General features: G+C 59.4%; 21 protein-coding genes and 3 tRNA genes. 7 read left to right on the top strand and 17 right to left on the bottom strand.

Translation table 11 applies throughout. The features are described 5' to 3' along the window. Nucleotides 1–223: 223 nt before the first annotated feature. From Asbog_RS05825 to gatC, 4 genes are all read right to left on the bottom strand, one after another. Nucleotides 224–316, bottom strand: a tRNA-Ser gene (locus Asbog_RS05825). Nucleotides 317–404: 88 nt separating this feature from the next. After that, complete coding sequence (gene gatB, locus Asbog_RS05820; RefSeq protein ID WP_062164411.1) at nucleotides 405–1,862, bottom strand: Asp-tRNA(Asn)/Glu-tRNA(Gln) amidotransferase subunit GatB; 1,458 nt, start codon at nucleotides 1,860–1,862, stop codon at nucleotides 405–407. Then, nucleotides 1,859–3,337 carry an Asp-tRNA(Asn)/Glu-tRNA(Gln) amidotransferase subunit GatA gene (gene gatA / locus Asbog_RS05815; RefSeq protein ID WP_062164410.1) on the bottom strand — a complete coding sequence of 493 codons (1,479 nt, stop codon included), beginning with the start codon at nucleotides 3,335–3,337 and terminating at the stop codon, nucleotides 1,859–1,861. Before gatA ends, gatB begins: the two co-directional genes overlap by 4 nt. Further along, complete coding sequence (gatC, locus tag Asbog_RS05810) at nucleotides 3,337–3,624, bottom strand: Asp-tRNA(Asn)/Glu-tRNA(Gln) amidotransferase subunit GatC (RefSeq protein ID WP_023977422.1); 288 nt, start codon at nucleotides 3,622–3,624, stop codon at nucleotides 3,337–3,339. The genes gatA and gatC overlap by 1 nt, the downstream gene beginning before the upstream one ends. A 74-nt stretch (nucleotides 3,625–3,698) precedes the next feature. Between gatC and ruvX the strand changes: the two genes are divergently transcribed. Continuing rightward, on the top strand, nucleotides 3,699–4,178 hold the full coding sequence (gene ruvX, locus Asbog_RS05805) for a Holliday junction resolvase RuvX (RefSeq protein WP_023977423.1): 480 nt from the start codon (nucleotides 3,699–3,701) through the stop codon (nucleotides 4,176–4,178). 53 nt (nucleotides 4,179–4,231) lie between these two features. Here ruvX and mqo read toward each other — a convergent pair whose 3' ends face one another. Together mqo and Asbog_RS05795 are read right to left on the bottom strand one after the other, a co-directional pair. Continuing rightward, nucleotides 4,232–5,725 carry a malate dehydrogenase (quinone) gene (gene mqo / locus Asbog_RS05800; protein ID WP_062164409.1) on the bottom strand — a complete coding sequence of 498 codons (1,494 nt, stop codon included), beginning with the start codon at nucleotides 5,723–5,725 and terminating at the stop codon, nucleotides 4,232–4,234. Nucleotides 5,726–5,865: 140 nt separating this feature from the next. Next, complete coding sequence (locus Asbog_RS05795; protein WP_083510732.1) at nucleotides 5,866–6,768, bottom strand: N-formylglutamate amidohydrolase; 903 nt, start codon at nucleotides 6,766–6,768, stop codon at nucleotides 5,866–5,868. A gap of 86 nt (nucleotides 6,769–6,854) precedes the next feature. Here Asbog_RS05795 and Asbog_RS05790 point away from each other — a divergent pair. Together Asbog_RS05790 and Asbog_RS05785 are read left to right on the top strand one after the other, a co-directional pair. Further along, nucleotides 6,855–6,929, top strand: a tRNA-Val gene (locus Asbog_RS05790). A gap of 1,689 nt (nucleotides 6,930–8,618) precedes the next feature. After that, complete coding sequence (locus Asbog_RS05785; RefSeq protein ID WP_083510731.1) at nucleotides 8,619–9,611, top strand: bifunctional enoyl-CoA hydratase/phosphate acetyltransferase; 993 nt, start codon at nucleotides 8,619–8,621, stop codon at nucleotides 9,609–9,611. Between the two features lie 52 nt (nucleotides 9,612–9,663). On the opposite strand, the gene Asbog_RS05780 is transcribed toward Asbog_RS05785, so the two are convergent. Continuing rightward, complete coding sequence (locus Asbog_RS05780) at nucleotides 9,664–9,951, bottom strand: hypothetical protein (RefSeq protein ID WP_062164408.1); 288 nt, start codon at nucleotides 9,949–9,951, stop codon at nucleotides 9,664–9,666. A gap of 217 nt (nucleotides 9,952–10,168) precedes the next feature. Then, on the bottom strand, nucleotides 10,169–11,380 hold the full coding sequence (locus Asbog_RS05775; protein ID WP_062164407.1) for a mechanosensitive ion channel family protein: 1,212 nt from the start codon (nucleotides 11,378–11,380) through the stop codon (nucleotides 10,169–10,171). Between the two features lie 189 nt (nucleotides 11,381–11,569). Here Asbog_RS05775 and Asbog_RS05770 point away from each other — a divergent pair. Both Asbog_RS05770 and Asbog_RS05765 read left to right on the top strand, forming a co-directional pair. Beyond that, nucleotides 11,570–11,644: transfer RNA gene (locus Asbog_RS05770), tRNA-Met, on the top strand. A gap of 56 nt (nucleotides 11,645–11,700) precedes the next feature. Beyond that, nucleotides 11,701–12,564: a glycosyltransferase family 2 protein gene (locus tag Asbog_RS05765; RefSeq protein ID WP_231944666.1), complete on the top strand. Its 864-nt coding sequence runs from the start codon at nucleotides 11,701–11,703 to the stop codon at nucleotides 12,562–12,564. Nucleotides 12,565–12,580: 16 nt separating this feature from the next. Here Asbog_RS05765 and Asbog_RS05760 read toward each other — a convergent pair whose 3' ends face one another. Further along, complete coding sequence (locus tag Asbog_RS05760; RefSeq protein ID WP_231944665.1) at nucleotides 12,581–12,982, bottom strand: DUF4167 domain-containing protein; 402 nt, start codon at nucleotides 12,980–12,982, stop codon at nucleotides 12,581–12,583. Nucleotides 12,983–13,267: 285 nt separating this feature from the next. Next, nucleotides 13,268–14,122, bottom strand: a complete 855-nt coding sequence (gene prmC / locus Asbog_RS05755) for a peptide chain release factor N(5)-glutamine methyltransferase (RefSeq protein WP_062164404.1) — start codon at nucleotides 14,120–14,122, stop codon at nucleotides 13,268–13,270. 32 nt (nucleotides 14,123–14,154) lie between these two features. Between prmC and Asbog_RS05750 the strand changes: the two genes are divergently transcribed. Further along, entirely contained in the window at nucleotides 14,155–14,595 is a 441-nt protein-coding gene (locus Asbog_RS05750) for a hypothetical protein (RefSeq protein ID WP_062164403.1), read from the top strand. A gap of 27 nt (nucleotides 14,596–14,622) precedes the next feature. Here Asbog_RS05750 and prfA read toward each other — a convergent pair whose 3' ends face one another. From prfA to Asbog_RS05720, 6 genes are all read right to left on the bottom strand, one after another. Further along, nucleotides 14,623–15,687 (bottom strand): peptide chain release factor 1, encoded by a 1,065-nt coding sequence (gene prfA, locus Asbog_RS05745; RefSeq protein ID WP_062164402.1) that lies wholly within the window; start codon nucleotides 15,685–15,687, stop codon nucleotides 14,623–14,625. A 2-nt stretch (nucleotides 15,688–15,689) separates the two neighbouring features. Next, the gene (hisS, locus tag Asbog_RS05740) at nucleotides 15,690–16,934 is read right to left on the bottom strand and encodes a histidine--tRNA ligase (RefSeq protein WP_062164401.1); all 1,245 of its coding nucleotides are present in this window, start codon (nucleotides 16,932–16,934) and stop codon (nucleotides 15,690–15,692) included. 4 nt (nucleotides 16,935–16,938) lie between these two features. After that, entirely contained in the window at nucleotides 16,939–18,093 is a 1,155-nt protein-coding gene (gene ispG, locus Asbog_RS05735) for a flavodoxin-dependent (E)-4-hydroxy-3-methylbut-2-enyl-diphosphate synthase (RefSeq protein ID WP_023977436.1), read from the bottom strand. A gap of 264 nt (nucleotides 18,094–18,357) precedes the next feature. Beyond that, entirely contained in the window at nucleotides 18,358–19,761 is a 1,404-nt protein-coding gene (locus Asbog_RS05730) for a helix-turn-helix domain-containing protein (RefSeq protein ID WP_062164400.1), read from the bottom strand. A 2-nt stretch (nucleotides 19,762–19,763) separates the two neighbouring features. Continuing rightward, a complete protein-coding gene (locus Asbog_RS05725) occupies nucleotides 19,764–20,846 on the bottom strand; it encodes an NAD(P)H-dependent flavin oxidoreductase (RefSeq protein WP_371861678.1) in 1,083 nt (360 codons plus the stop codon). 2 nt (nucleotides 20,847–20,848) lie between these two features. Continuing rightward, nucleotides 20,849–22,096: an aspartate kinase gene (locus tag Asbog_RS05720; protein ID WP_083510730.1), complete on the bottom strand. Its 1,248-nt coding sequence runs from the start codon at nucleotides 22,094–22,096 to the stop codon at nucleotides 20,849–20,851. Nucleotides 22,097–22,253: 157 nt separating this feature from the next. Between Asbog_RS05720 and ubiG the strand changes: the two genes are divergently transcribed. Further along, nucleotides 22,254–23,003, top strand: coding sequence for a bifunctional 2-polyprenyl-6-hydroxyphenol methylase/3-demethylubiquinol 3-O-methyltransferase UbiG (gene ubiG, locus Asbog_RS05715; RefSeq protein WP_062164397.1), 750 nt, complete (start codon nucleotides 22,254–22,256; stop codon nucleotides 23,001–23,003). Between the two features lie 266 nt (nucleotides 23,004–23,269). Here ubiG and Asbog_RS05710 read toward each other — a convergent pair whose 3' ends face one another. Next, complete coding sequence (locus Asbog_RS05710) at nucleotides 23,270–24,532, bottom strand: lactonase family protein (protein ID WP_062164396.1); 1,263 nt, start codon at nucleotides 24,530–24,532, stop codon at nucleotides 23,270–23,272. Nucleotides 24,533–24,547 lie beyond the last annotated feature (15 nt).

The following is a 24,547-nucleotide window of genomic DNA, read 5'->3' as shown; positions in this document are numbered from 1 at the left end:
CTCGTGTATCAGCAATTAATTTCAATACTGACACACTTTGAACCAATGCGTAAGAGCGCGAAACGCAGCATCATGGCATGCTTCACTCTTTCCCCAACGCTGTGTGCGCACGATGCATCCCGACGCGCAATACCGGTCGTGAAGAGCGCCGTGCAACGTAATAGCGCTCTGTTTACGAGACCGGCGCTGAGATAACGTGCGGGACATTTTAACATGGAAAAAGTGGCGGAGGGGATGGGATTCGAACCCACGGTACGGCTTGACACCGTACAACGGTTTAGCAAACCGCCGCCTTCAGCCTCTCGGCCACCCCTCCGCCTAGAGGGACGCAGTTTTCACGGCGTTTGCAGAACTGCTTCTAGGGGGATTTGCTCGTCGCGTCAAACCCCCCTTTTGCAGATTTTTTACTCTGCGAGCAGCTTGACCAGCAGCTCGTTCACCATGGCCGGATTGGCCTTGCCCTTCATGGCTTTCATGGTCTGCCCGACGAAGAATCCAAACAGCTTGTCCTTGCCGCTCTTGTACTCTGCGAGCTTGTCGGCATGGGTCTGAAGGATGCCGCGAATCTCGGCTTCGATAGCCCCGGTGTCGGTAACCTGACGCAGCCCCTTGCGCTCGACGATGACCGAAGCCGAATCACCGGTCTCGAACATGTCCTCAAGCACTTCCTTCGCGATCTTGCCGTTGATCGTCGAATCCGTGATCAGCGCCAGAAGCTCCATAAGCCCCTCAGCCTTGACCGGGCTTGTTTCGATCGTCGCACCCGTCCGGTTCAGCGCTGCAAAGAAATCGCCCAGCATCCAGGTGACCGCCAGACGCGGGTCACTGCCCTTGGCCACGGTCTCGTAGAAATCGGCAATCCCCTGCTCTACCGTCAGGACTCCCGACTCATAACGTGAAATGCCGTAGGTTCTTTCCAGGCGCTCGCGCTTGGCCTCGGGCAGTTCCGGAAGAGCGGCGCGGAGGCTCTCAACCCAGTCGCGCTCGATAAGAAGCGGCAGAAGATCCGGATCGGGGAAGTAGCGATAATCATGCGCGTCTTCCTTTGAACGGAGCGAGCGCGTCTCACTACGCACGTGATCGAACAGTCGTGTTTCCTGATCGACTGTGCCACCGGCTTCCCAAATCTCGACCTGTCGCGCCGCCTCGACTTCGATCGCCTGCATGACATAGCGGATCGAGTTCACGTTCTTGATCTCGCAACGCGTGCGATATTCCTCGCCCGCCTTGCGTACCGAGACGTTCACATCGGCACGCATCGAGCCTTCTTCCATGTTGCCGTCACAAGTGCCGAGATAACGCAGAATCTGGCGCAACTTGCGCAGATACGCCCCTGCCTCTTCCGGCGACCGGATATCGGGCTCGCTCACAATTTCCATGAGCGCCACGCCGGCACGGTTCAGGTCGATGAAAGAGCGCGTAGGGTCCTGATCGTGCATCGACTTGCCGGCGTCCTGCTCGAGATGCAGGCGCGTGACACCGATATGGCGCACAGAGCCATCGGCAAGTTCGATCTCGACCTTCCCCTCACCTACGATCGGATGAGCGAACTGGCTGATCTGGTAACCCTGCGGCAGATCGGCATAGAAATAATTCTTGCGATCAAACCGGCTCATCAGATGGATCTGTGCATTCAGCCCTAGCCCTGTCCGTACGGCCTGAGCCACACATTCCTGGTTGATGACCGGCAGCATGCCAGGAAAGCCTGCGTCGATCAGGCTGACATGGGTGTTGGGCTCGCCGCCATATTCGGCCGAGGCACCAGAGAACAGCTTGGCATGGCTGATGACCTGAGCATGGACTTCGAGCCCTACCACGATCTCCCAGGGGCCTGTTGTGCCTTCAATGATATAGCCGCTCATGCGATTGCTCCCGCATGCAAAGCAGGCCTGTGCGTGAAGCCCGCTGCCTTTTCCATGACACGCCCGGCGGCGAACAATGTCTCTTCCTCGAAATAGCGGCCGATCAGCTGCAAGCCGAGCGGCAGACCGTCATGGTCCAGCCCGGCCGGCAGAGACAGCGCAGGCACGCCCGCCATGCTGGCTGGCACGGTGAAGATGTCGTTCAGATAAATCTGCACCGGATCGGTCGGACGTTCAGAATGAGCAAAAGCTGCCGAAGGCGCAGTTGGCGTCAACAGCACATCGACGTTCTCGAACGCCTTGAGGAAGTCGCGCTGAATGAGCGTACGCACCTTCTGCGCACGCAGGTAATACGCGTCGTAATAGCCAGAAGAGAGCACATAGGTGCCCATCAGGATACGACGGCGGACCTCCTCACCAAAGCCAGCGTGACGCGTGGCTTCGTAAAGTTCATCGAGTGTACCAGCGTCAACGCGCTCGCCGAAACGGACACCGTCATAGCGTGCCAGGTTCGAGGAAGCTTCGGCCAGCGCCACAATATAATAGGTCGGCAGGCCGTATTTCGTGTGAGGAAGCGAGACGTCGACAATCTCGGCGCCTGCATCACGCAGCCAGGCGATACCCTGATCCCACAGGGACTGGATGTCCGCAGGCAATGTATCCGGGCGATACTCGCGCGGAATACCAACCCTGAGCCCCTTCACCCCACGCTCGAGCGCATCCTCGTAACGCGGCACAGGGCGATCGACGGAGGTGCTGTCTTTCGCATCGAACCCGGCCATGGATTCCAGCATGATGGCGCAATCTTCCATCGTGCGTGCCATCGGCCCGGCCTGATCGAGCGAGCTGGCAAAGGCAATGGTGCCAAAGCGCGAGCAGCGACCATAGGTCGGCTTGATGCCCGTAATACCGCAATAGGCTGCGGGCTGACGGATGGAACCACCCGTATCCGTGCCCGTCGTGCCAAGCACAAGGCCAGCGGCAACGGCAGCAGCAGACCCGCCGGAAGACCCTCCGGGAACCAGCTTGTCGTCAGAGCCCTTGCGGCGCCACGGATTGACCACCGGGCCGAAGGCCGAAGTCATGTTGGTCGACCCCATCGCGAACTCGTCGAGATTGGTCTTGCCAACGAAGATCGCCCCGTCGGCCAGCAGGTTTGACGTGACCGTGCTTTCATAGGGCGGCACGAAATTGCGCAGGATATTGCTCGAAGCCGTGGTGCGCACACCATTGGTGCAAAACAGATCCTTGATACCCAGCGGCAAGCCACAAAGTGAGGGCGCATTGCCCGTGGCCAGCAGGGCATCGGCAGCACGGGCCGACGCACGAGCCTGATCTGCTGTAACGGTAACAAAGCTGTTGATTTCACCGTCAAGCTTATCGATCGCGTTCAGGAAATGATCGGTCAGTTCGACGGCAGACAGGCGACGCTCCCTGAGGGCCTTTCGCGCAGAGGCGAGGGTCAGATCATGCATCACTCAACAACCTTGGGAACAGTGAAATAGGGACCGACAGAGTCGGGCGCGTTGGACAGCACAGCGTCGCGCTTGTCGCCATCGGTCACAGCGTCTTCACGCAGGCGCGGCATGGCCAGACCGGTGCCAATCATCGGGGGCACATCGGTAATGTCGACTTCGTTCAGTTGCTCGACCCAGCCCAAGATGCCACTCAGCTCCTGGCGCATGGCTTCACATTCCTGATCACTCAGGCCAATTCTGGCCAGTTTTGCTATGCGCCTGACTGTGCGCGTTTCCAACGACATAAAGGATCGACTTTCCTGAAAGTGAGCGGATAATCCCGACGGTCCAGAATTTTGCGAGATCATAACGCCTTCCCATGAGTCTGTTCAATCCATACGCCCTGCGCGATGCCCTCCCCCCCGGCTCCCGGTTGCTGGGGCTCGATCCCGGCCAAAAGACAATTGGGCTGGCCCTGAGCGATGTGACGCTCATGCTCGCCTCGCCCTATCTGAGCCTGAAGCGCCGCAAATTTGGCGAGACCGCCGAAGAGATCGGTCGCATTGTGCGCAAGGAAGGCATCGGGGGGCTGATATGCGGGTTGCCGCTCTCGCTCGATGGATCATTCGGCCCAGCGGCCCGCTCCGCACAGGACTGGATGACGGAGCTCTCCACCCGGCTCGATTTGCCGGGCTGCTGCTGGGATGAGCGGCTTTCCTCCAGCGCGGTCAATCGTTTCCTTATCCAGGAAGCCGACATGACACGCAAACGCCGGGCGGAAGTGGTGGATAAAATGGCCGCAGCCTACACGCTGCAATCTTGGCTGGATGCTACGTCGCCACAACCTGAGTTCGACTGACTGGGGGCAGAGGCGTGCCTTGTGCAAAGGCACGCCCGGGGCACGTTTCTGTTTCAGATCCCCAGTACGCGTCCCGTCTGTTCGCGTATCCGGCGGCAGGCGGATTCATCCTTGCGCAAATCAAGACCGTAGCTCGGTATGATGGCCTCCAGGCGCGTGCGCCATTCCGGCAGGCGGGAAGCGAAATTCTGCTGGACCACCTTCAGGGCTACAGAAGCTGCAATGGAAGCGCCGGGAGAGGCTCCAAGCACCGCGGCTAGGCTGTGGTCCTGCGTGCTCAACACTTCCGTGCCAAATTTCAGTGTCCCACGCCCGTTCTCGCGCTTGATGATCTGTACACGCTGCCCAGCCACGGCGACGCGCCAGTCATGCTGTCGGGCTGACGGGTAGAAATCCTGCAGTGCTGCGAAGCGCGAAGAGGGTTTTTGCAGAACCTGCCCGATGAGATACCGCACAAGGTCGCGGTTATCGACCATCACGTCGAACATGGCGCGCGCATTGTCAGTCGTGATCGAGCGCGGCAGATCCGTCCAGCGGCCGGATTTGAGGAATTTGGTCGTGAACCCGGCATAGGGGCCAAACAGCAGATAGGGCCGCCCGCCAATGATGCGCGTATCCAGATGCGGCACAGACATGGGGGGAGAGCCCACGGCGGCCTTGCCATAAACCTTGGCCGTGTGACGCTGGCACAGGTCAAGATTATCAGCGTGCAGGAAAAGGCCACTTACCGGGAAGCCCGCATAACCATGCGCCTCGGGCAGATCGGCACCCTTGAGCAGTTCGAGCGCAGCCCCCCCTGCCCCGACAAAGACGAATCCGGCCGAGACTGTGCGCGTCTCACCCGTCTCGGTATTCTGCACACTGACACGCCAGCGCGGGTTGCCGCCTGTCCCGCGCCCCTCGCGGTCAAGCGCAGTCACCTTGTGGCGGTAATGAACATCGATGCCGGGCTCGTTGCGAAGATTATTGAAAAGGGTGCGTGTCAGTGTGCCGAAATCGACATCGGTACCCTGTTCCACACGTGTGGCTGCCAGCGTTTCGCCGGGACGACGTCGCGCCATCATGAGCGGCGCCCACTCCGCTATCTGAGCTGCATCCTCGCTATAGGCCATGGTGTCGAAGCAATGATGGCGCACCATGGTCTCGTACCGCGCGCGCAGGAAGGCAACATTCTCCTCGCCGCGCACGAAGCTCATGTGCGGACAACGCCGGATGAACGACGACGGATCGGTGATCCAGCCTTTCTCAACCAGATGCGCCCAAAGCTGGCGGGACAAATCGAACTCCGTGTTCACGTCCAGCGCCTTAGCCATGTCAATGCTGCCATCGGGGCGACGCGTGGTGTAGTTCAGCTCGCAATAGGCAGCATGGCCCGTTCCGGCATTATTCCATGCTTCGGAACTCTCCTTGGCGCATGAATCGAGCGCCTCGAAAACACTGATCGTCAGGCTTGGGTCAAGCGACCGGATGAGGGCTGCGAAACTCGCGCTCATGACACCGGCACCGATCAGGACGATATCGGGGCGCTCTTGGCAGGTCTGGGACATGAGGCAGCTCTTCCAGTCTTGTGAGGACGTATTGGGCGCATCCAGGCAAGCCCGCGAGGCCAGCAAGGAGTGCGAACGCTCTTCAAACACAGCTTGATAGCATCAATCGAGCCCCCTGGGGCCGGATCAGCCGGAGTTGATCATCCGATACAACGATTATCACATGGTTTGCGATACGCCCTGAACGCGCCGGCAAGCTCAATGATCCCCGAGAGTGCATCTTCCAACCGGGCTCTGAGCGACGCAAAGTCCGGCGATGGACGTATGGTGGGCTCATCAAGATAGAGCCGACGGCTGATTTCGACCTGGATTACGTGGACCTGCCGATCAGGCGTGCCATAGCGCTCTGTAATGTACCCTCCGGCATAAGGCCGGTTCAGGCCAACCGAGAACCCCTGCGAACCCAGCCGATGCGCGACCCCCTCGACAATTTCAGGCGCACAACTCGTGCCATGCAGGTCGCCCAGAATAATGTCTGGCAGGCGGAGGTGGGGAATGGTCGGCATCGAGTGAAGGTCCAGCAGGAAGCAGGTCCCGAACCGGCTCCTGCAGCGTTCGATCATGCCCTCAAGCGCCTCGTGGTAAGGCAACCAGCAGGACGCGATTCGCTGCGTCGCCTCGGATACCGGTAACTGATGACGATAGATCCCTCGCCCCGGTCCCGCGATACGCGCCATCATACCAAGCCCACTACGCACCTTGGCTGTGTTCGTCAGGCTTCCCTCGGGCAGACGCTCGCGAAACATGCCGGGATCGAGCTCCCAGGCGTAGCGATTTACATCGCAATAGGCCCGGGGGAACTGGGCACAGAGCAGCGGTATCCCCCATGAGGGAGCGGCCTCGAACAGCAGATCGACATACGCATCTTCACTGCGGCGCAGGGAGATAAGATCCAGGCGGGACTGCCCGAGAAAGCTCTGAGGATAAGCACGACCGGAATGGGGCGACGCCAGAATGAGTGGCGCCACGGGTTCGGCCACATCATGAAGCAAAAAACTGTTGGAAAGACAGAGCTCTGGCTCCCACGACGCGCTCTGGATCATTTTTTTTCCGCTACGGTGATTTTTTTTAAAAAACCCATCTTGCCAGCCCCGTCAACGCCCGCTAAAACGCCGCTCACGGACCGGATGGGCGCATAGCTCAGCGGTAGAGCACTACCTTGACATGGTAGGGGTCACAGGTTCAATCCCTGTTGCGCCCACCATCCGGTCCGTCGATAATTCCCTAAAATTTATAATTTTGGCTCGCACACTTGAGCGATCAGTGTCCTGATGGTCCAGAGCTCTCGATGCAGCGCGCAGGCTGCACTCGCATCATCCTGCCCATGCTGCGTCCTGATCATAAGCATATAATTCGGCACGTCTGCCTGTGTCTGACACGCCGCACGACCATCTTCACAGGCGAACTGACCGCGGCCTCAGCTCGCGCCGCGGCTTAGAGGGGGACGCTTATTCCCCGAGGCACGAAAGAAAGGTGTATTGGGTAGAGCGCCTGGACAGACCCACGACGATCAAGCGCGACAAGCACAATTGAACCGGGCATCCCCCAGAGACGGGATATCAGCGTTCACGGGCTACACACCGATATCCCTCAACATCAAGAGAATCTTCGGATACCTCTGCCTTCTGATTCTCGTGTCGAAACATTGCGCATAGCTACGCTCGGTCAGGTCTCCAATGTCAGGTCTGTCTTAAAGCCGCCCGGAGTGAGGGGGCTTGGTTCTTTCGTCCCACAACGAAATCAGCGCCCTCCTTCGTGCCACCCGATCAAGCCCATCGACAATAGAAAGCGCCCCGCTGCAAGCGAGCAACAGGTCGCTGGTGCGCTGAACGTGACGGCAGTATGGCGCCATCATGACCCAACATTAATCATGTTTTGCGAGCCAGAGACTGAACGGGTTCCGCATCAATCCGTTCTACTCACCATCATGTGATCATCGCTCCGACCGCGTCACGGCAGTAAAGACGCGTAATCGACGCACTCTGTATTGGCTGCTCGATCGCTGGCGGTGCCTGAACGCCTGCGGTCGTCAATCTTGGGTTAACATTTCAAATTCGCAAAGACCAATTCGTTGAAGACGTTCGCGCAGCTCGTCACGAAACTTGGATGGATGACAGAAAATTCCGGCGCAGAAAGCGTCCGAGGTCCCGGATTTCAGCCATATGACGTAAAGATTTAATCTTTGCCGTGATAAAAAGGCTTGCAGATCCATCGTCAAAATTCGTTAAATAGTGGAGACGTCCTTTGTTAAAAACAATAACATCTCATAGGCAGGTCCCATGCTGAAAAGTTCACTCGTTGTTTTGGCCGCACTCATCACATGGGCTGCATCGTCCTTGCTCGCGTCATTGGGGATGCCCAACTTTTCGTCATTGACCGATAGTCTGGACCTGTTTGGCGAAGTGCTGTTTGCGGCGGGCATACTGATGATGTTCGTGCGCCTTGCCTTGAATTCATATCGCAGCAATCTCAGCGCAGGCAGCCCTATTGGCCAAACCAGACGCAGTTGAAGCGTCTGGCCCAGAGTGTCCACTCAAGCGTCTAGGCGCAGGTGCTGGCTCAAGCGCATTGGGGCAAACAAGCAGAGTTTTCAAATCAGGCAGCGCACCCTGCTCCGCGTAAAGCGCCGGATCGTTCAATAACTCAAGAAAACCTGATCGCGATTGCCCAAACGCTAACGCTATGTCTCAAGCCAGACCGTATGACATGCGCTAGACCGTTGTCTTACCTCGCAAGACGACGGGGAATTTAAGGCGGCGGACCCATTTCCTGCGGTTTGCTCGCAATCCTGTCGATCAGACGAGGCCACACCGCCGCAGCGCGATGACGCAAATCAATTGTGTCATGGACGCTGCTAAGGCGGATCTGATTGGCTACGGAGTTTGAACGGCCCATGTCCAGCTACGCCCCTTACAGTGAAACCAGGACTCCCGACACAACACTTGAGAGTGTTTTCCCGACGCAGCACGCTCTGATGCGCGCGCTCGTAGCCAAGGCGTCAGCACTTGGCCCCGTGCCTTATGCCATCGTCTGGCCCTGCAGCAGCCACGCGCTGGGGGGGGCCGTCGAAGCCGCCCGCCACGGAATCATCATCCCGCTTCTGGTGGGCGATCGGACAAAGATTGAAAAGACGGCCAGGGAGGCTGGACTTGATATCGCCGGGATGCGCATCGAACAGGCTGATGATGAGGCCACCGCAGTCAAGCACGCCATCGCCCTTGTTCATGCGGGAGAAGCGCAAGGTCTCACCAAAGGCAGCCTTCATACCGACACGTTCATGGTGGGCGTCATCAAGCAGGAAAGCGGCCTTCGTACAAAGCGCCGCATGAGCCACGTCTTCTGCATCAACGTGCCTGATTATCCCGAACTACTGCTTGTCTCAGACGCGGCCATCAACATTGCGCCAGATCTGGCGACCAAGCGTGACATCGTTCAGAACGCCATCGATCTGCACCATGCGCTTGGCCTCGGCACACCGCGCGTTGCGCTGCTCTCGGCCGTCGAAACCATCAACACCAAGATTCAGGGCACGCTGGACGCCGCAAGCCTGTGCAAGATGGCGGACCGCAAGGAAATCACCGGAGGCATACTCGATGGCCCGCTAGCCATGGATGTCGCGGTCAGCAGCGAATCGGCAAGGATCAAAGGGGTCGTCTCCGATGTGGCAGGCCGCGCCCAGATTCTGGTAGCCCCCGATCTGGAATCGGGAAACATCCTCGTCAAAAGCCTTGCTTTCCTTGGCAAATCCGCAACCTCGGGAATTGTCATGGGGGCCAAGGTGCCCGTTCTGCTGACAAGCCGCGCCGATGATGCAACGGCACGACTTGCCTCTGCGGCCATTGGCGCGCTCTACGCCCGCTATCTGGACGCTACCACCCGCCAGTAACTCCGCGGCACTCCAGTTCCCCCGGCCCTGTTTTTTGGGCCGGGAGGTATCCTCACAGGTTCTGAGCCAACCAGCCTTCCTGCGTGAGAGAGAAGCCGTGCCATGCGGCGGCACCCATCTCCATGCTGTTGTGGGGCACGTATTTCATGACCATCAATTTGGCCCCCTCAGGCAACAGCTTTGACAGCACATCGCGCAGATCGGCGATGATCAGGTTTGACCCGATAAGCCAGAAATTATCGATTTCGTGAAATCCCTCGCTGAAGCTCGCCAGCTTCTGTTCAAGCTCTGCGTAGTCCTGACCCGGCAAACGCTCATAGGCGACGATATAGGTAGTCAATCTGCTGGTGTCCTTGCCTTGTGGACCGGGCGAAATCCGGTCTCGACGTCACTTTTTGCGGGACGGTAACGTTTCCCTCACAAAAACATGACAGTTACGTGAAACATTTGCAACAACCCTGCCGTGTTCGACGTATGTGTGCAGCATCGAGGAGTGAGTTCGATGACGATTTTCGAGTATTACTGGCAGAGCGTTAAAGCCTGGCTGCGGGGCCTTTTCATGACAGGTCTGCGCCTCCCCGGGGCGTGACGCTGCCAGGCCCCATATATGAGCCTGATGGTGGGCGGTCGATGGGTGGCGATATGGCATCGGCGCTGGGCCAGGCCTCCTCACCCGGACGCGGCGGCACCATCGCAAAGCGCGAGCGGGGCAGAGCTTCCGGGCACTCTGCTCTCATGCGCAGAATGATCTTTTCGCGGATATCACAGCGCAGATCCCAGCTTTGCAGCGCATTGCGCGCGCTGGCGATAATACGGATCTTCAATGTCTGCGCATCGCAATCCGCGACCTGACAATCGAACACCTTCCCATCCCAAAGCGGACAGGTCTTGATGATCTCCGCCAGAAAGCCCCGGATCGTCTCGATAGGCGCTTCGTAATCCACGTACAGAAAAACCACGCCAATGATGGCGGCAGAGTTGTGGGTCCAGTTCTCGAACCGGTTCTCGAGAAAATAAGAGATGGGCACGATATGTCGCCGCCAATCCCAAACGCGCAGCACAACATAGGTCGAGGTAATTTCCTCCACCCATGCCCAGTCGCCATTGATGATAATCAGATCTTCCATTCGAATGGGCTGAGTGATGGCAATCTGCACACCGGCAAGAAGATTCGTCAGAAGGCCACGTGCTGATAGACCGACGATCAGCGACGCTGCACCGGCCGAGGCAAACAGCGAGACGCCATACTGACGGACCGAATCGAAAGTCATCAGCGCTGTCGCGACTGTTACGATACCCACCAGGATTTCTGTCAGGCGCCGCAAGACCCTGATCTGCGTCTGGTGGGTGCGGATCATGATGTCATCGACATGATCCCGCGCCGTGATTTTCTGAAGATAAGCCTCGGTCATGATGCGGAAGGCAACAATGGCCGCATAACCCACCATCAGGATGCCGATAAAGAGAAGCAGCTTCTGCAGAAGCTGTGTCGTCTCCCAAGTAAATCCCGAGGCCGCAGGCAGAGCCGAGAGCAGAACCGCCAGCACAACCATCACACGCACCGGGCGACGCATGGCCAGGATGATCTTGCGGAGCACCGCCTCTTCACGGTGGCCAAAGATACGCAGGATAATGACCGAGACGAGCTTGCTGGCATAAAACGCCACGGTAGCCAGCACGACCAGCATGAGAATGGAGACAAGCTGCGCAGGCAGCCAGTCGAAGTAAGCGCGCAGGGCGAAAAGAGAGCTTAGAAACTGCTGCTTCAAAGTGGATATCCAGATCCTTGAGAGGGATGAGGAGCGCCGAGCCAGCCGCCCCGGCACCGTGGGGCAACCCGTTGGCATACCATGCCACAGACTGCCCATCGGGTAAAAACACGATCGGCGCAAAAACCTCCCGGCAGAGTGTTGACACATCCGCCCAACCCTTTTAATTCCACGCCCACCGGTCGCGATGGCGGCGTAGCTCAGCGGTAGAGCAGGGGAATCATAATCCCTTGGTCGGCGGTTCAAATCCGTCCGCCGCTACCATCCGACCGGTAATTCCCCACATGGACATCCATCCGCTTCCTGCCTAAATGACGCTTATGAAAGCGCCACTCGCAGCGGTTACGATGGTTTATAACGAACCGGTTTTTCTGCCGGTCTGGCTGCGCCATTATGGCACTATGATCGGCCCTCAGTGCTGCTACGTGATCGATCATGGGTCGGATGACGGCTCTACAACATCGATCGGTGCCAATCGCCTGCAAATCCCGCGTTCTGCGCAGGATGATGCCAGACGTGCGCGCGCAATCAGCGCTATCTGCGCCGGACTGCTCGAATGGTATGATGCGGTTCTGTATTGCGATGTCGACGAGATGATCGTGGCAGATCCTGCCTGTTTTGGCTCTCTCGTGGCCTTGTCAGAAGCCCGTCAGGCCCCGTGTCTGACTGCGACGGGGTTCGATGTCCTGCACAAGGCCGACAGTGAGCCCGCGGCCGACTTCACACGCCCCCTTTCGGAGCAACGCCATCTGCTACGCTTCTCAGCAGCGATGTGCAAACCGTGCCTGATCAGATCCCCCGTGACATGGTCCCCAGGCTTTCACAGCATAGAAGAAAGCCTCCCCAGCCCCGATCCGGCTTTGATGCTGTTTCATCTGCGCTATACTGATCTGGATGTCGGGCTGGACCGACTGCGTCGCACCCGTGCCCAACCCTGGTGCAGCGATGATGCGGGGAGCCATCAACGTATGGAAGATGACGCCTGGAAGGCCATGCTGGCCTCCATGGCGGGCTTGCCGGAAGAAGCGGCAACACTCGAAAGCAGTGATACTGCCCTGCGTGCATGGCGGGAGCGGATCAACCGCGAGGCGCTGGAACGGGCCCATGACCCCTACCCTGTAGATTTGAGTCTGTCGGGCGATCATTTATGGCCCCTGCCCGAAAGGTTCAGGGGCCTGTTCTAGACGGATCGAGCCAGGATTACTCGGCCGTTTCCTCGACCGCTTCTTCAGTCTCGCCTTCAGCGCCCGAATCATCACCCTGACGACGGTCGTCATGGTCCTGCTGGGCGCGGACACGCTGCTGGTGACGCTCCTGGCGTTCCATCTGACTCTGCTGCGCGGCTTGGGTCATCGCATTGAGAATACGGAAATAGTGCTCGGCGTGCTGAAAATAGGCTTCGGCGAGAATACGATCACCAGTGCCTGTCGCGTCGCGACCAAGCTGCAGATACTTCTCAAAAAGCTGCTGGGCCGTACCGCGCACACGCATATCGGGGCCATTGCTGTCGAACACGTGGTTACGGTTCAGGGGCGTCTGGCCATTTGAATGACGCGACCCGCCACCGCTCGGACGGTGGTGACGGCTTCTCATACGTTTCATATTCATGGGTCTGCGTAGCACTTTCGTATTCGCAATCCCGACCCGGCAGAGCTCGGATACGGCGCGATTGCAGGGAATGAATGACCCTTGGTTTGTCTCTTGCAGGCCGGATTACAGGATCAGGCCCCTACTCCGCACAGCCTGATCACAAGGATCATTGCGAAATCGCGGAAAACGGTATGTTCTGCCGATGAATACACCGGTGAGCTTAACAGACCGATCAGCGCAAGCTAGCAAGTTTGGAGCACACTGCCAATGGTTTTTCCTGCAAGCCCGCGAGAGTAATCAGACATGCTCGAAGCAAAGAGCACGAATGATCCCGCCGAGGTCTCGCCTTGCCTCACGCAGCAATAGTCCCTGCTCTGCCCCAAGCGCCGTGACATCGTCCTCTTGTCCTTGCCCGATTTCCAGAACGAGCATCCCATCCGGTGCGAGATGGCGCGACATCTGAAGCATGATCGCCCGATAGGCCTCCAGCCCGTCATCGCCGCCCACCAAAGCGCGCACAGGCTCATGATCGCGCACCTCCGGCATCAATCCGGCAATATCGGCCGCTGGAATATAAGGCGGGTTGCTAAGGATGATATCGAAACGGCCCGTCAGTGCATCGGTCCAGCTGCCAGCCAGAAAGGCGCTACGTTGCACCAACCCGTTCCTGCTGGCGTTGCGCTGTGCCAAGGCGGCAGCGTCCGGTGACAGATCCACCCCGATGCCAAAAGAGGCCGTGTATTCACTCAGTGCCGCCAGAAGCAAACATCCTGTACCTGTGCCCAGGTCCAGCAAGTGCTGCGGCCTGTTCCGGTCGGGTCTCAAATCGAGCAAGGCCTCGATCAACGTCTCGCTATCACCGCGCGGGATGAGCGTATGGGGCGATACCTCCAGTGTCAGGTTCCAGAATCCGGTCTCTCCCTCGATCAGCGCCATCGGCACCCGTGCGCTACGGCGCATGACGCCCGATTCCAGCCTAGCCATTGCGGAGGTTGGTATGAGGTCTCGTGTCAGGAGTGCGGAGGCGTCACAGGCAAGCGCCCAGCATACCAACCGACGCGCCTCCATCCGTGCTGCCTCGATCCCGGCGCTGTTCAGCCGCCTGGCGGTCTCGTCGAGAACTTGTTTGAGAGGGGATGGATTACCGCTCACTGCCTACTCCTGAAACGGCTTATGATACGGGGATGAAAAAGATCATGCCCCTGCTGACCGTCTTCGTCATGCTAAGCCCAACCGTCGCACTGGCCGAGAGCTTCACTGTTACCGATGACCGCGCGCCCATAGAGGTGTCTGAAGTTTCACGCCTATATATCGATGGGTCGCTTGCCGCGACCTTCCGCCTAGATGACAAGACGCCCAGCTTGACAAAAACAATCGAAATCCCTCTGGGCCGCGTCAATCATGACTATGCCCTTTGCGGCCAGATCACGGTCATCAATGCCGAAGGACGATCGGAAACCCATCAGGTCAGCAGTCAGGGAACGCTTCATCACCCAGAGGGGCATCACCTGCTCGCCCTGGGCGATGAAAACTTCACCGATTTTTTTCTGCGCGAACCGAATGATCCCGAGATTGCCAGACATCACCCCGGTCACGCCGATATCTGCGCTTCACCTGTAAGCTGAAGCTGCGAGCAACGTCTCTCTTTTACTTCAGTTGAGCCCTTCCGCCGCCAGAAGAGCTGTCTGCTCTTCCTGCGTTAAGGCATCAACAATCTCGTCAAACTCGCCCAGCATAACCCGGTCTATCTTGTGCAGGGTGAGGTTGATACGATGATCCGTCACCCGGCCCTGGGGGAAATTATAGGTCCGGATACGCTCCGAGCGATCACCGGTGCCAACCTGGGATTTGCGATCGGCCGCACGGCTGGCATGCGCCTGGGCGCGCTGCATTTCATAAAGGCGCGCCCGAAGGATCTTCATGGCTTTGGCCTTGTTCTTATGCTGGCTCTTCTCTTCCTGCATTGCCACCACAATGCCGCTGGGCATGTGGGTGATACGCACCGCACTCTCGGTCTTGTTGACGTGCTGCCCACCCGCACCTGAAGCGCGATAGACATCGATACGCAGATCACCTTCATCAATGGCCACATCCACCTCTTCCGCCTCGGGCATGATCGCCACAGTGACGGTGGAGGTATGGATACGGCCCTGACTCTCTGTAGCCGGAACACGCTGCACACGATGGACGCCGGACTCGTATTTCAGGCGGGCAAATACCGATCGCCCCGAAACGGTAGCGACGCCTTCACGCAGGCCCGACAGGTCGCTTTCGTCATATTCCATGACCTCGAAGCGCCAGCCATGCAGATCCGAAAACCGTTTATAGGCTCCGAAAAGCTCGGCCGCGAAAAGCGCTGCCTCGTCTCCACCCGCCGCCGGGCGTATTTCAAGAATGGCACTGCGCTCATCAGCCTCGTCACGCGGCAGAAGCGCAAGCCGTACCTGCTGGTGCAGTCCCTCCAGCTGGCCCTCGATCTCCATGATCTCGCCTTGCGCAAGTTCACGCATCTCGGGATCGTCCAGCATGGCCTGAGCGTCCTTGTGGGCGCTTTCCGCACGACGATAGGCAAGGATGGATGACACGACGGGCTCGAGTTCGGCAAACTCGCGCGAGGCCCGCACGAATTCCTCACCCTGTACCTCACCGCTCGACATGAGGGCTTGCAGTTCATCCGACCGGGCGACGATACGCTCCAGCCTGTCATCCAGTGCCACGATTACTGTGCTTTCAGGAAATGATCCGCTAGGGCGTCGAGCGCAATCTCGGTCTGTTCACGCTTGCCCAGATCGCGCACGGTCACGGCACCACGTGCCAGCTCGTCCTCGCCAACCAATACCATATGAGCCGCGCCAGACTTCACCACACGCTCCATGCGCTTTTTCAGCGAGGAACGGGTCTCGATCTCGGCAGCGAAACCGGCATTGCGGAGGGTTTGTGCGGCTGTGATGGCGGCAGCAAGCGTTGCCTCACTGGTGGGGAGCACCGCGACAGGACGCGGCTGTACAGGGGCGGCATCGATAAGCAGCGCCAGACGTTCGATTCCGCCTGCCCAGCCGATAGCAGGCGTGGCAGGACCGCCCATCTGCGCGACCAGCCCCTCATAGCGCCCGCCAGCCAGAACAGTGCCTTGCGCGCCCAGACGATCGGTGACGAACTCGAAGGCCGTATGGCTGTAATAATCGAGCCCGCGCACAATATGCGGATTCTCGACAAACCCGACGCCAAACAGATCGAGCTTGCGACGCAGATCATCCCAGAAAACCCGCGATGCCTCGTTCAGATAGGCACCGAATTTCGGGGCGTTTTCAAGAAGCGCCCGATCCTGCGGCGATTTGCTGTCGAGAATACGCAGCGGATTGGCTTCAAGGCGGGCGCGGCTCTCATCCGAAAGCGCGCTTTCATGAGCCTTGAAATAGGCCACAAGGGCCTCTCGCCAGGCCTGTCGGCTATCGAGATCACCCAGCGTATTGATTTCGAGCGTAACGGCATCGCCCAGACCCAACGCTTTGAGTATGGCGTGCGCCATAGCGATGGTTTCGGCGTCCATCAGCGGATCAGTGGCGCCGAGAAGCTCGGCCCCTATCTGATGGAACTGGCGGAAGCGCCCCTTCTGCGGGCGCTCATAGCGAAACATTGGCCCGTTATAAAAGACGCGCTGCGGCAGGGCCTGCGTCAGACCATTGGTCACGAAGGCACGGCAGATTGCCGCTGTACCCTCGGGGCGCAGGGTCAGGCTGTCGCCGCCGCGATCCTCGAAGGTGTACATTTCCTTGGTGACGACATCCGAGGTATCGCCCAGCGTGCGGGAAAACACGCGCGTATCCTCGAAAATCGGCGTCGACCACTCTTCGTAGCCATAGCGACGCGTGATCTCACGCGCCGTATCCACCACATGGGCGTGGCGGCGCGCGGTATCACCAATCAGGTCATGCGTGCCGCGAACCGGCTGCAACTGGCTCATGATCTCAGGCGCCCGCCAGCGCGGCCTCGGCCTTTTCGGCCTCTTCCTGCGCGGCCTTTTCAGCTTCGATCTTGGCCACGCGTTCTTCCACGAGGTCTACGATATGCTCGATCATGTCCTGACCCTCGTTCAGGCGATGATCCTGCTTGCCCGCCGAATAGACCATGTGACGGCCAGCGCCACCACCGGTCACGCCCAGATCGGTCATCAGCGCCTCACCGGGGCCGTTCACGACACAGCCGATGATGGAGAGCGTCAGAGGCGTCTTGATGTGCTGCAAGCGGTCTTCGAGGGTCTGCACCGTCTCGACCACGTTGAAACCCTGACGCGCACAGGACGGGCAGGAAATGATCTTCACACCACGATGGCGCAGGCCGAGCGACTTGAGAATATCCCAGCCAACAAGCACTTCCTCTTCCGGAGGCGCAGAAAGCGAGACGCGCATCGTGTCGCCCACGCCCGCCCAGAGCAGATTGCCCAGACCGATAGAGGATTTCACGGTACCTGCGCGCTTCGACCCGGCTTCCGTAATGCCGATATGCAGCGGGTGATCGCAGACTTCGGCAAGCTGCTGATAGGCTGCAACCGCCATGAACACATCAGACGCCTTCACGCTGATCTTGAACTCATGAAAGTCATGATCCTGAAGGATCTTGGCGTGCTCAAGCGCACTCTCAACCAGTGCGTCGGGGTTGGGCTCACCGTATTTCTCGAGAAGGTGCTTCTCAAGCGACCCGGCATTGACGCCAATACGGATGGAACAGCCATAGTCGCGTGCCGCATTCACAACTTCACGTACACGCTCGGCGCTACCGATATTACCCGGATTGATGCGCAGACAGGCCGCGCCCGCCTTGGCTGCTTCAATCGCACGCTTATAATGGAAGTGAATATCCGCCACGATCGGCACGTTCACCTCACGCACGATCTCGGCCAGGGCTGCGGTGCTCTCCTCATCGGGGCACGACACACGAACAATGTCCACGCCTGCAATTTCCGACAGACGGATCTGCTCGATCGTCGCCTTGGCGTCCGATGTGAGCGTGTTGGTCATTGTCTGGACCGATATCGGCGCATCACCGCCGACAGCGACCTTGCCAACATGAATCTGACGGGACTTGCGACGTTCGATATACTGGTAAGGGCGATATCCGCTCATAATCTCGTCTCCGTATCGGTTGATTGACCCCAGTGGGCGGCGTCAACCGGGGGCTTCGCCGGAACCCTGTTCCAGAGCGCAGCCCCGTGTCTGTGTCATGTTGGCCAGAACAAGACGCCCTGAGGCATCGGCTTCTGCCCGTCTCCTGTGAGCGCCATCCGCCTTTTGCGGCGTCAGGCCTCGTTAGTCGTCCATAGTCTTCTGCAGCAATGCGCGTCAGGAAAGAGGCAAACCCCACGCCCGACAGGCATTAATGGTGGTGCTTTAACGCGGCTGCGCCGTCTGTTCCAGTTGTCGTGCGTTGAGGCGGTCAGTTTCCGATTCATGCGACGTGCTGGCGGGCGGGCTCGCGCGATGCACCGGTGCCGTAACCTTTGGGGTCGCGACAGTGTTTTTCAAGTCTGTCGGTGCACTGCCGGCATCGTTGCCATCAATGTGCGTTGCTGGGGCCACAGGCGCAGTGCTCGCGGCGATGCCACTGCTATCCTGCCCGAGCTGCCCATTACGGATCGCGTCGGCCGTCACGACAAGATTACGCCGCACCGCCCCGACACGCCCAAGAGCGGATGTTGTAACATCACCAGTGGAAAGCGTAAGGCCTCCCGCATTACCGAGTGTCATGTGATAAGGCCCGGCATCAGCGGGACCCTGCCAGGTTTCACCGGATTTGAGAACTCGGCTGAACACGGTCGCGCCATTCCTGTCACGTATCGACACCCAGGCGTCGGCTGCGGCATGAAGTCCGATCATGTTGGCAGCCACACCGGAACTCGACGCCGTTGCACCGCCCGGCAAAGGGACTGCGGTCGATGCAGCGTTCTGCGACAGGCTGCCCTGCCCTGTCGTGCCCTGATCAGGCATCGTCTGGGCGTTTGCGTTCGACCCAGGACTGATCTGGCCCGGCATGGGAACAGAACCAGCCGAAGCGGGCTGCGTGCCGGGCGTTGCGCCCTGAGGGCCGGTGCCCGGGGCAGACGGCATTTGCCCAGTCACAGGCGCGCTGGAGACTGGGGGCTGGCTGTTTACCTCCTGCGTCACGCCATTACCGCCGGGCGGTTGGGACATGGCGGCTGAGGGTACTGTTGGCACGGCGCCTGTCATCCGGGATGACGCACTCTGAGGTGATGGCGCAAGCCCCTGCTCGGGCATGACCGCTGCAATCTGCGGCGACGTCGTACCATGCTGCGTCACACCGGGCATGATCTCTGCCACAGGTGGCATCTGATGCGTCGGCGCGGGCTCCGAGCCAAAGAAATGATAATAGCCGATATAGGTGCCAACCAGAACGGCCAGCCCTGCACCCACCCAGATACCCACAGGTACCCCGCGCTCGGAAACGGGCTCAGGGAAACTCAGTTCGGTCTTGCGGTCAAAGGCACCGCGGGTGTCGTGGCGAAACCGCGCAACGGCCTGATCGGGGTCCATGCCCACGGCTTGGGCGTAGGTCCTCAGGAAGCCCAGGGCGTAGGCGCTGCCCGGAAATACCGACATGTTCCCTTCTTCGAGGGCCTGCAGATAACTCTCGCGGATACGCAACCACCCGGCCACGTCAGGCAGAGCCCATCCAAGCTCCTCACGTCGGGCGCGCAGATCGACCCCGACCCCGCGTGCCCCCTCGCCCGCGCTGCCCTGCCATCCGGGAATACGGTCTGTGGTCTTATCTGGCATGATTACCCGACTGCAAACTCTGAGAGAGCAGGATGCCCTGTACGGGCGTCTCTTGCAACCAGCGCGTCAACCGCCTGCTCAACCAGATCATGCAGGATCTCGGCAACCGGGCGAATGGCCTTGACCATGCCAACGGACTGACCAGCCATCACCGAGCCTTCTTCCACATCCCCCTCGATCACGGCGCGGCGCAGTGCGCCAGCCCAGAAATGCTCGATTTCGAGCTGGGCTTCTTCCTTGGTCAGTTCGCCCGAGGTGAACCGTCCCAGCGTTGCTGCCTGATGAGCCATGAAACGGCGCGTGCCAGCATTATTCAGCCCGCGCACCGGAATGACCGGGAAGCGTTCGTCAATCTGGTTCGATGTTACGGCATCACGTGCCGCCGCTCGCACAAAGGCCTTCTTGAAGGCCTCATGCGCGATGCTCTCGCTGCTGGCAGCAAAAAGCGTACCCAGCTGCGCACCGGATGCACCCTGCTCAAGATAACCCAGAACGGCATCCCCGCGCGCCAGGCCACCTGCCACGAAAACCGGCACGTCATGGATATGGGGCAGGATTTCCTGAGCCAAAACATTCAGGGACACCGGCCCGACATGACCGCCCGCCTCTGAACCCTCAATGACCAGCGCCTCGATCCCCTGCTTGACCAGACGCTTGCCCAACGCCAGAGCCGGCGCAAAACCGATTGCCCGTGCACCACCATCACGCACCTGCTTGATGGTGGCCCCGCTCGGCACGCCACCAGCCAGCACGACATGCCCGACCTTCGCTGCGATGCAAACATCGACCAGCTTGTCGAGCTCGGGGTGCATCGTGATGAGGTTCACGCCAAACGGCTTGTCTGTCAGAGCCTGCGTGGCCGCAATTTCCTCGGCCAGACGGTCAGGCGTCATGGCCCCGCAGGCAATCACGCCAAACCCGCCAGCATTGGAGATGGCCGAAACGAGATTGCGCTCACTCACCCAGGACATTGCACCGCCCAGAATGGCGGTTGGCGTGCCGAGGAACTGGCAACCCGGGGCCCATAAACGGTCAAGTGTGGCGCGGGCTCTCTGACGGGCGGGATCGATGCTGTTGTCGGTCATGCTCATTCCCCGTCCAGACCATAAGCCGTGTGCAGGGCGCGCATGGCGAGTTCCATATACTCTGCGTCGATCAGCACAGAGATCTTGATTTCGCTGGTGGAGATGACCTGCACGTTGATCCCGCGATCAGCGAGGGTCTGGAACATGGTGCTGGCCATACCCGAATGTGAGCGCATGCCAATGCCCACAACGCTGATCTTGACCACGTCATTGGCCGTATGGATCTCGCCATACTGGATGTCGGCCCGTGCAGCCTCAAGTGCGGCGAGCGCACGCGCCTGATCGCCCTTGGGCACGGTGAAGGTCATATTGGTCGAGCCGTCAGAGCCAACGCTCTGCACGATCATGTCAACATTCACCCGCGCCTCGGTCAACGGGCTGAAAATGGCCGCGGCGATACCCGGACGGTCCGGGATTCGGCTCACCGAGATCTTTGCCTCGTCCAGAGAATAGGCGATCCCCGTGACCAGTTCCTTTTCCATCATCTCGTCCTCATCCACCACCAGCGATCCCGAGAGCTCCGTCTCGGGTTCAAAACTCGACAACACGCGCACGCGCACTTTTTCTTTCATGGCCAGACCGACTGAGCGGGTCTGGAGTACCTTGGCCCCGACCGAAGCGAGCTCAAGCATCTCCTCAAAGGTGATGCGATCCAGCTTTTTGGCCTTTTTCACGATACGCGGGTCGGTGGTGTAGATACCATCGACATCGGTATAGATATCACAGCGATTAGCCTTGATGGCAGCCGCCACAGCCACCGCCGAGGTGTCAGAGCCACCACGACCCAGCGTGCTGATCCGCTCGCCCGGCGCGACGCCCTGGAACCCGGCAATGACCGGCACTTCACCCTGCTCCATGCAGGCAATCAGCGCAGCGCCTTCAACATCGCCAATACGCGCCTTGCCGTGTGCATCATCAGTGCGGAAGGGAATCTGCCAGCCCTGCCACGACCGTGCTGGCACACCGAGCGCCTGTAGCGCGATGGCTGTCAGGCCACTTGTGACCTGCTCGCCACTGGCCACGACAGCATCATATTCGCGTGCGTCGGCCATAGGATCGAGCGCACTGACATACCCGACCATCTGATTGGTCACGCCAGCCATGGCCGAAACCACGACGGCAACCTGATGGCCTTTTTCCCGTTCCTTACGCACACGTTCGGCCACCGCGCGAATACGTTCGAGATCGGCCACTGAGGTTCCGCCGAACTTCATGACGATCCGGGTTGGGCACTGGTCTGAAGACGTCATAATTGTGCACCTGGCTCCGTACGTAGCAGAAAGCGTTCAATCACAGCGTGCCGGGAACGGATTTTCCAGCCTGCGATGTTGCGCAAGGAAAGGCGGGTCACATACTAAGTCCAGATCGCGCCGTCCAGATACTCTGGAACAACGGACCCATTTCTGTATGCCTGGAAACAACATGCCGGATCACGCAGCCTCTTCCGTCTCAGATCGCGAGATCGCCCATTTCGACCAGCTTGCCGCGACCTGGTGGGACCCGAAGGGCCCCATGAAGCCCCTGCACGACATGAACCCCATGCGCACCGAATGGGTCAATGCGCATCTCAAACGCCTGCAAGGATCGCGTGGCGGCAGGCTCTCCCTTCTCGATATCGGCTGCGGGGCCGGGCTTGCCAGCGAGGCCTATGCCCGTATGGGCCATGACGTACTGGGTCTCGACGCTTCGCCCGAGGGCATACGTGCGGCGCAGGCCCATCTGGCAGATCATCCCTTGCCGGACAATACTGGCCCGCTGGTCTATCGCAACGGCAGTGCTGAAACGCTCGTCCGCGAAGGGCAGAGCTTCGATGCCATCTCGGCATTGGAGGTGATCGAGCACGTCAATGACCCACAGGAATTCCTCGCGCTGCTCCATTCGCTGACCAAGCCGGGTGGCCTTGTTGCGGTATCGACACTCAACCGCACCCTGCTCTCGCTGGCTGTCGCGAAGATCGGTGCCGAATACATTGCCCGCCTGCTGCCTGTCGGCACACATGACTGGCAGAAATTCATCAAGCCCGAGGAACTGCACAGAATGGGGCGGGCCGTTGGCCTGCGTATGATCGATGTTGCCGGCATGAGCTACCGGCCGATGCATTGGCGCATCACGCGTGACACGAGCATCAACTACATCACGATGTTTGTACGAGACTGAGAGCAACGGCCTGACAGACTATAGGCTGTCAGGTTTTTCGCCCTGTTGAACAGGCGTGTCGTGGCCCGGTCCTGATCCGGAAGGACGGGGGGCCAGAAAGGCACGGAATTCATCAGTGCCGTGACTTTCAAGCGCCTGAACGAGGCTTTATCAGCCCTGCGTCCGCCAAAGTCGCTCCGCCCGCGAGCGCCCCCTCATCTCCGCCCCCACCTTTTTCGGTTACGAGGGCAGAGAGAGAGAGAGAGAGTTTGCACCCGCCAGTTGAATCAGACTTCCGTATCCATGAAAGCGAAAGTGGTTGGGCTTCCGACCGGGGTAAAGTTTTCGGTAAAGCCGAGCTGGCCGCTCGCCTTGTCGATCCTGAATGACGTCACGGCATCACTGCGCTGGTTGGCACAGAACAGGAAGCTGCCTGATGGGTCGAACATCATCGCGCGACCGTAGTCGGCATGCATCCAGGCTTCATCCTGCAAGGTCAGGGTGCCATCATCACCCACCTTGAACACGGCGAGGGAATCACCCAGACGGTTCGAGGCATAGACAAAGCGGTCATCAGCCGAAATCAGGATTTCAGCTGCAAGTGTGCTGCCACGGAAATGCGATGTGACAGTGCTGACCGATTGCAGATTGTTGATTGCCCCTGTCTGCGGGTCAAAAGCGCTGACGACAATTTTCGAGTCCTGCTCACACAGATTGTACATGAGCTTGCCAGAGCGATTGAACTGGAAATGACGCGGCGCGCTGCCTGGCGTCATGTCGTAATAAGGCGTCTTGGCCGGAACGAGCTTTCCGGTCTGCAAATTGAGCGTCCAGACATAGACGCGATCAAGGCCAGCATCATCCGCAATCACGAACTTGCCGCTTGGATCGCTTTGGATCATGTGCGGATGCGACCCCGAGTGATCGGATACCGCGAAATTTCCCTGGGGGTTGTCTGCTGCACGCTCGGGCTGGCGCGGTCCGGTATTGTGCACGACATCCGTCGCTGGACCGAGCGACCCGTCTGGCCGGATGGGCAGCACAGCCACAGAGCCCCCCATGTAGTTGGCTACGAGGACATAACGTCCTGAGTGATGCACACTCAGATGCGCAGGCACAGCCCCGCCGGAGCTGACGGCGTTAAGCTTCTTGAGCGAGCCGGTCTTGCGATCCACCGCGAAAGCGGTCACCGAGCCGTCGCCATCCTTATTGAAATCATCGATCTCACTCAGCGCATACAGAAAGCGCTTGTCATGCGACAGCGTGATGAAAGACGGGCTGGCGATATCGGTGAAAGTCGTGACAGGCGTCAGGACGCCGCTCTGACGGTCCATTTCGAAAACGGCAATACCCTCACCATTACCGGCACCACCCGGAGGCGCATGCTTGGTGTACCCCCCGACAAAACAGATGGTCTTGGAAACCGCCTTGGGCGGGGGTGGCGGCGCAGCCGGGGCCTGATCAGCAGCACCCTGCGCCATGGCCGTGCCGCAACCCAGCAGGCCAAGGGTACCCAACGCAAAGCTGCGGCGGGAAATCGTCGTTTTCATGTTATGCTCTCAAGC

It is taken from the genome of Asaia bogorensis NBRC 16594 (assembly GCF_001547995.1).
In the GTDB taxonomy this organism is placed as follows: Bacteria; Pseudomonadota; Alphaproteobacteria; order Acetobacterales; family Acetobacteraceae; genus Asaia; species Asaia bogorensis.
This window is presented reverse-complemented; position numbering and strand designations above follow the sequence as displayed.

Excerpts from the sequence above, each read along its gene's own strand:
- gatB (WP_062164411.1), bottom strand. The coding sequence starts at position 1,862 with ATGAGCGGCTATATCATTGAAGGCACAACAGGCCCCTGGGAGATCGTG.
- gatA (WP_062164410.1), bottom strand. The coding sequence starts at position 3,337 with ATGCATGATCTGACCCTCGCCTCTGCGCGAAAGGCCCTCAGGGAGCGT.
- gatC (WP_023977422.1), bottom strand. The coding sequence starts at position 3,624 with ATGTCGTTGGAAACGCGCACAGTCAGGCGCATAGCAAAACTGGCCAGA.
- ruvX (WP_023977423.1), top strand. The coding sequence starts at position 3,699 with ATGAGTCTGTTCAATCCATACGCCCTGCGCGATGCCCTCCCCCCCGGC.
- mqo (WP_062164409.1), bottom strand. The coding sequence starts at position 5,725 with ATGTCCCAGACCTGCCAAGAGCGCCCCGATATCGTCCTGATCGGTGCC.
- Asbog_RS05795 (WP_083510732.1), bottom strand. The coding sequence starts at position 6,768 with ATGATCCAGAGCGCGTCGTGGGAGCCAGAGCTCTGTCTTTCCAACAGT.
- Asbog_RS05785 (WP_083510731.1), top strand. The coding sequence starts at position 8,619 with ATGTCCAGCTACGCCCCTTACAGTGAAACCAGGACTCCCGACACAACA.
- Asbog_RS05765 (WP_231944666.1), top strand. The coding sequence starts at position 11,701 with ATGAAAGCGCCACTCGCAGCGGTTACGATGGTTTATAACGAACCGGTT.
- Asbog_RS05760 (WP_231944665.1), bottom strand. The coding sequence starts at position 12,982 with ATGAAACGTATGAGAAGCCGTCACCACCGTCCGAGCGGTGGCGGGTCG.
- Asbog_RS05750 (WP_062164403.1), top strand. The coding sequence starts at position 14,155 with ATGAAAAAGATCATGCCCCTGCTGACCGTCTTCGTCATGCTAAGCCCA.
- hisS (WP_062164401.1), bottom strand. The coding sequence starts at position 16,934 with ATGAGCCAGTTGCAGCCGGTTCGCGGCACGCATGACCTGATTGGTGAT.
- ispG (WP_023977436.1), bottom strand. The coding sequence starts at position 18,093 with ATGAGCGGATATCGCCCTTACCAGTATATCGAACGTCGCAAGTCCCGT.
- Asbog_RS05730 (WP_062164400.1), bottom strand. The coding sequence starts at position 19,761 with ATGCCAGATAAGACCACAGACCGTATTCCCGGATGGCAGGGCAGCGCG.
- Asbog_RS05725 (WP_371861678.1), bottom strand. The coding sequence starts at position 20,846 with ATGACCGACAACAGCATCGATCCCGCCCGTCAGAGAGCCCGCGCCACA.
- Asbog_RS05720 (WP_083510730.1), bottom strand. The coding sequence starts at position 22,096 with ATGACGTCTTCAGACCAGTGCCCAACCCGGATCGTCATGAAGTTCGGC.
- ubiG (WP_062164397.1), top strand. The coding sequence starts at position 22,254 with ATGCCTGGAAACAACATGCCGGATCACGCAGCCTCTTCCGTCTCAGAT.
- Asbog_RS05710 (WP_062164396.1), bottom strand. The coding sequence starts at position 24,532 with ATGAAAACGACGATTTCCCGCCGCAGCTTTGCGTTGGGTACCCTTGGC.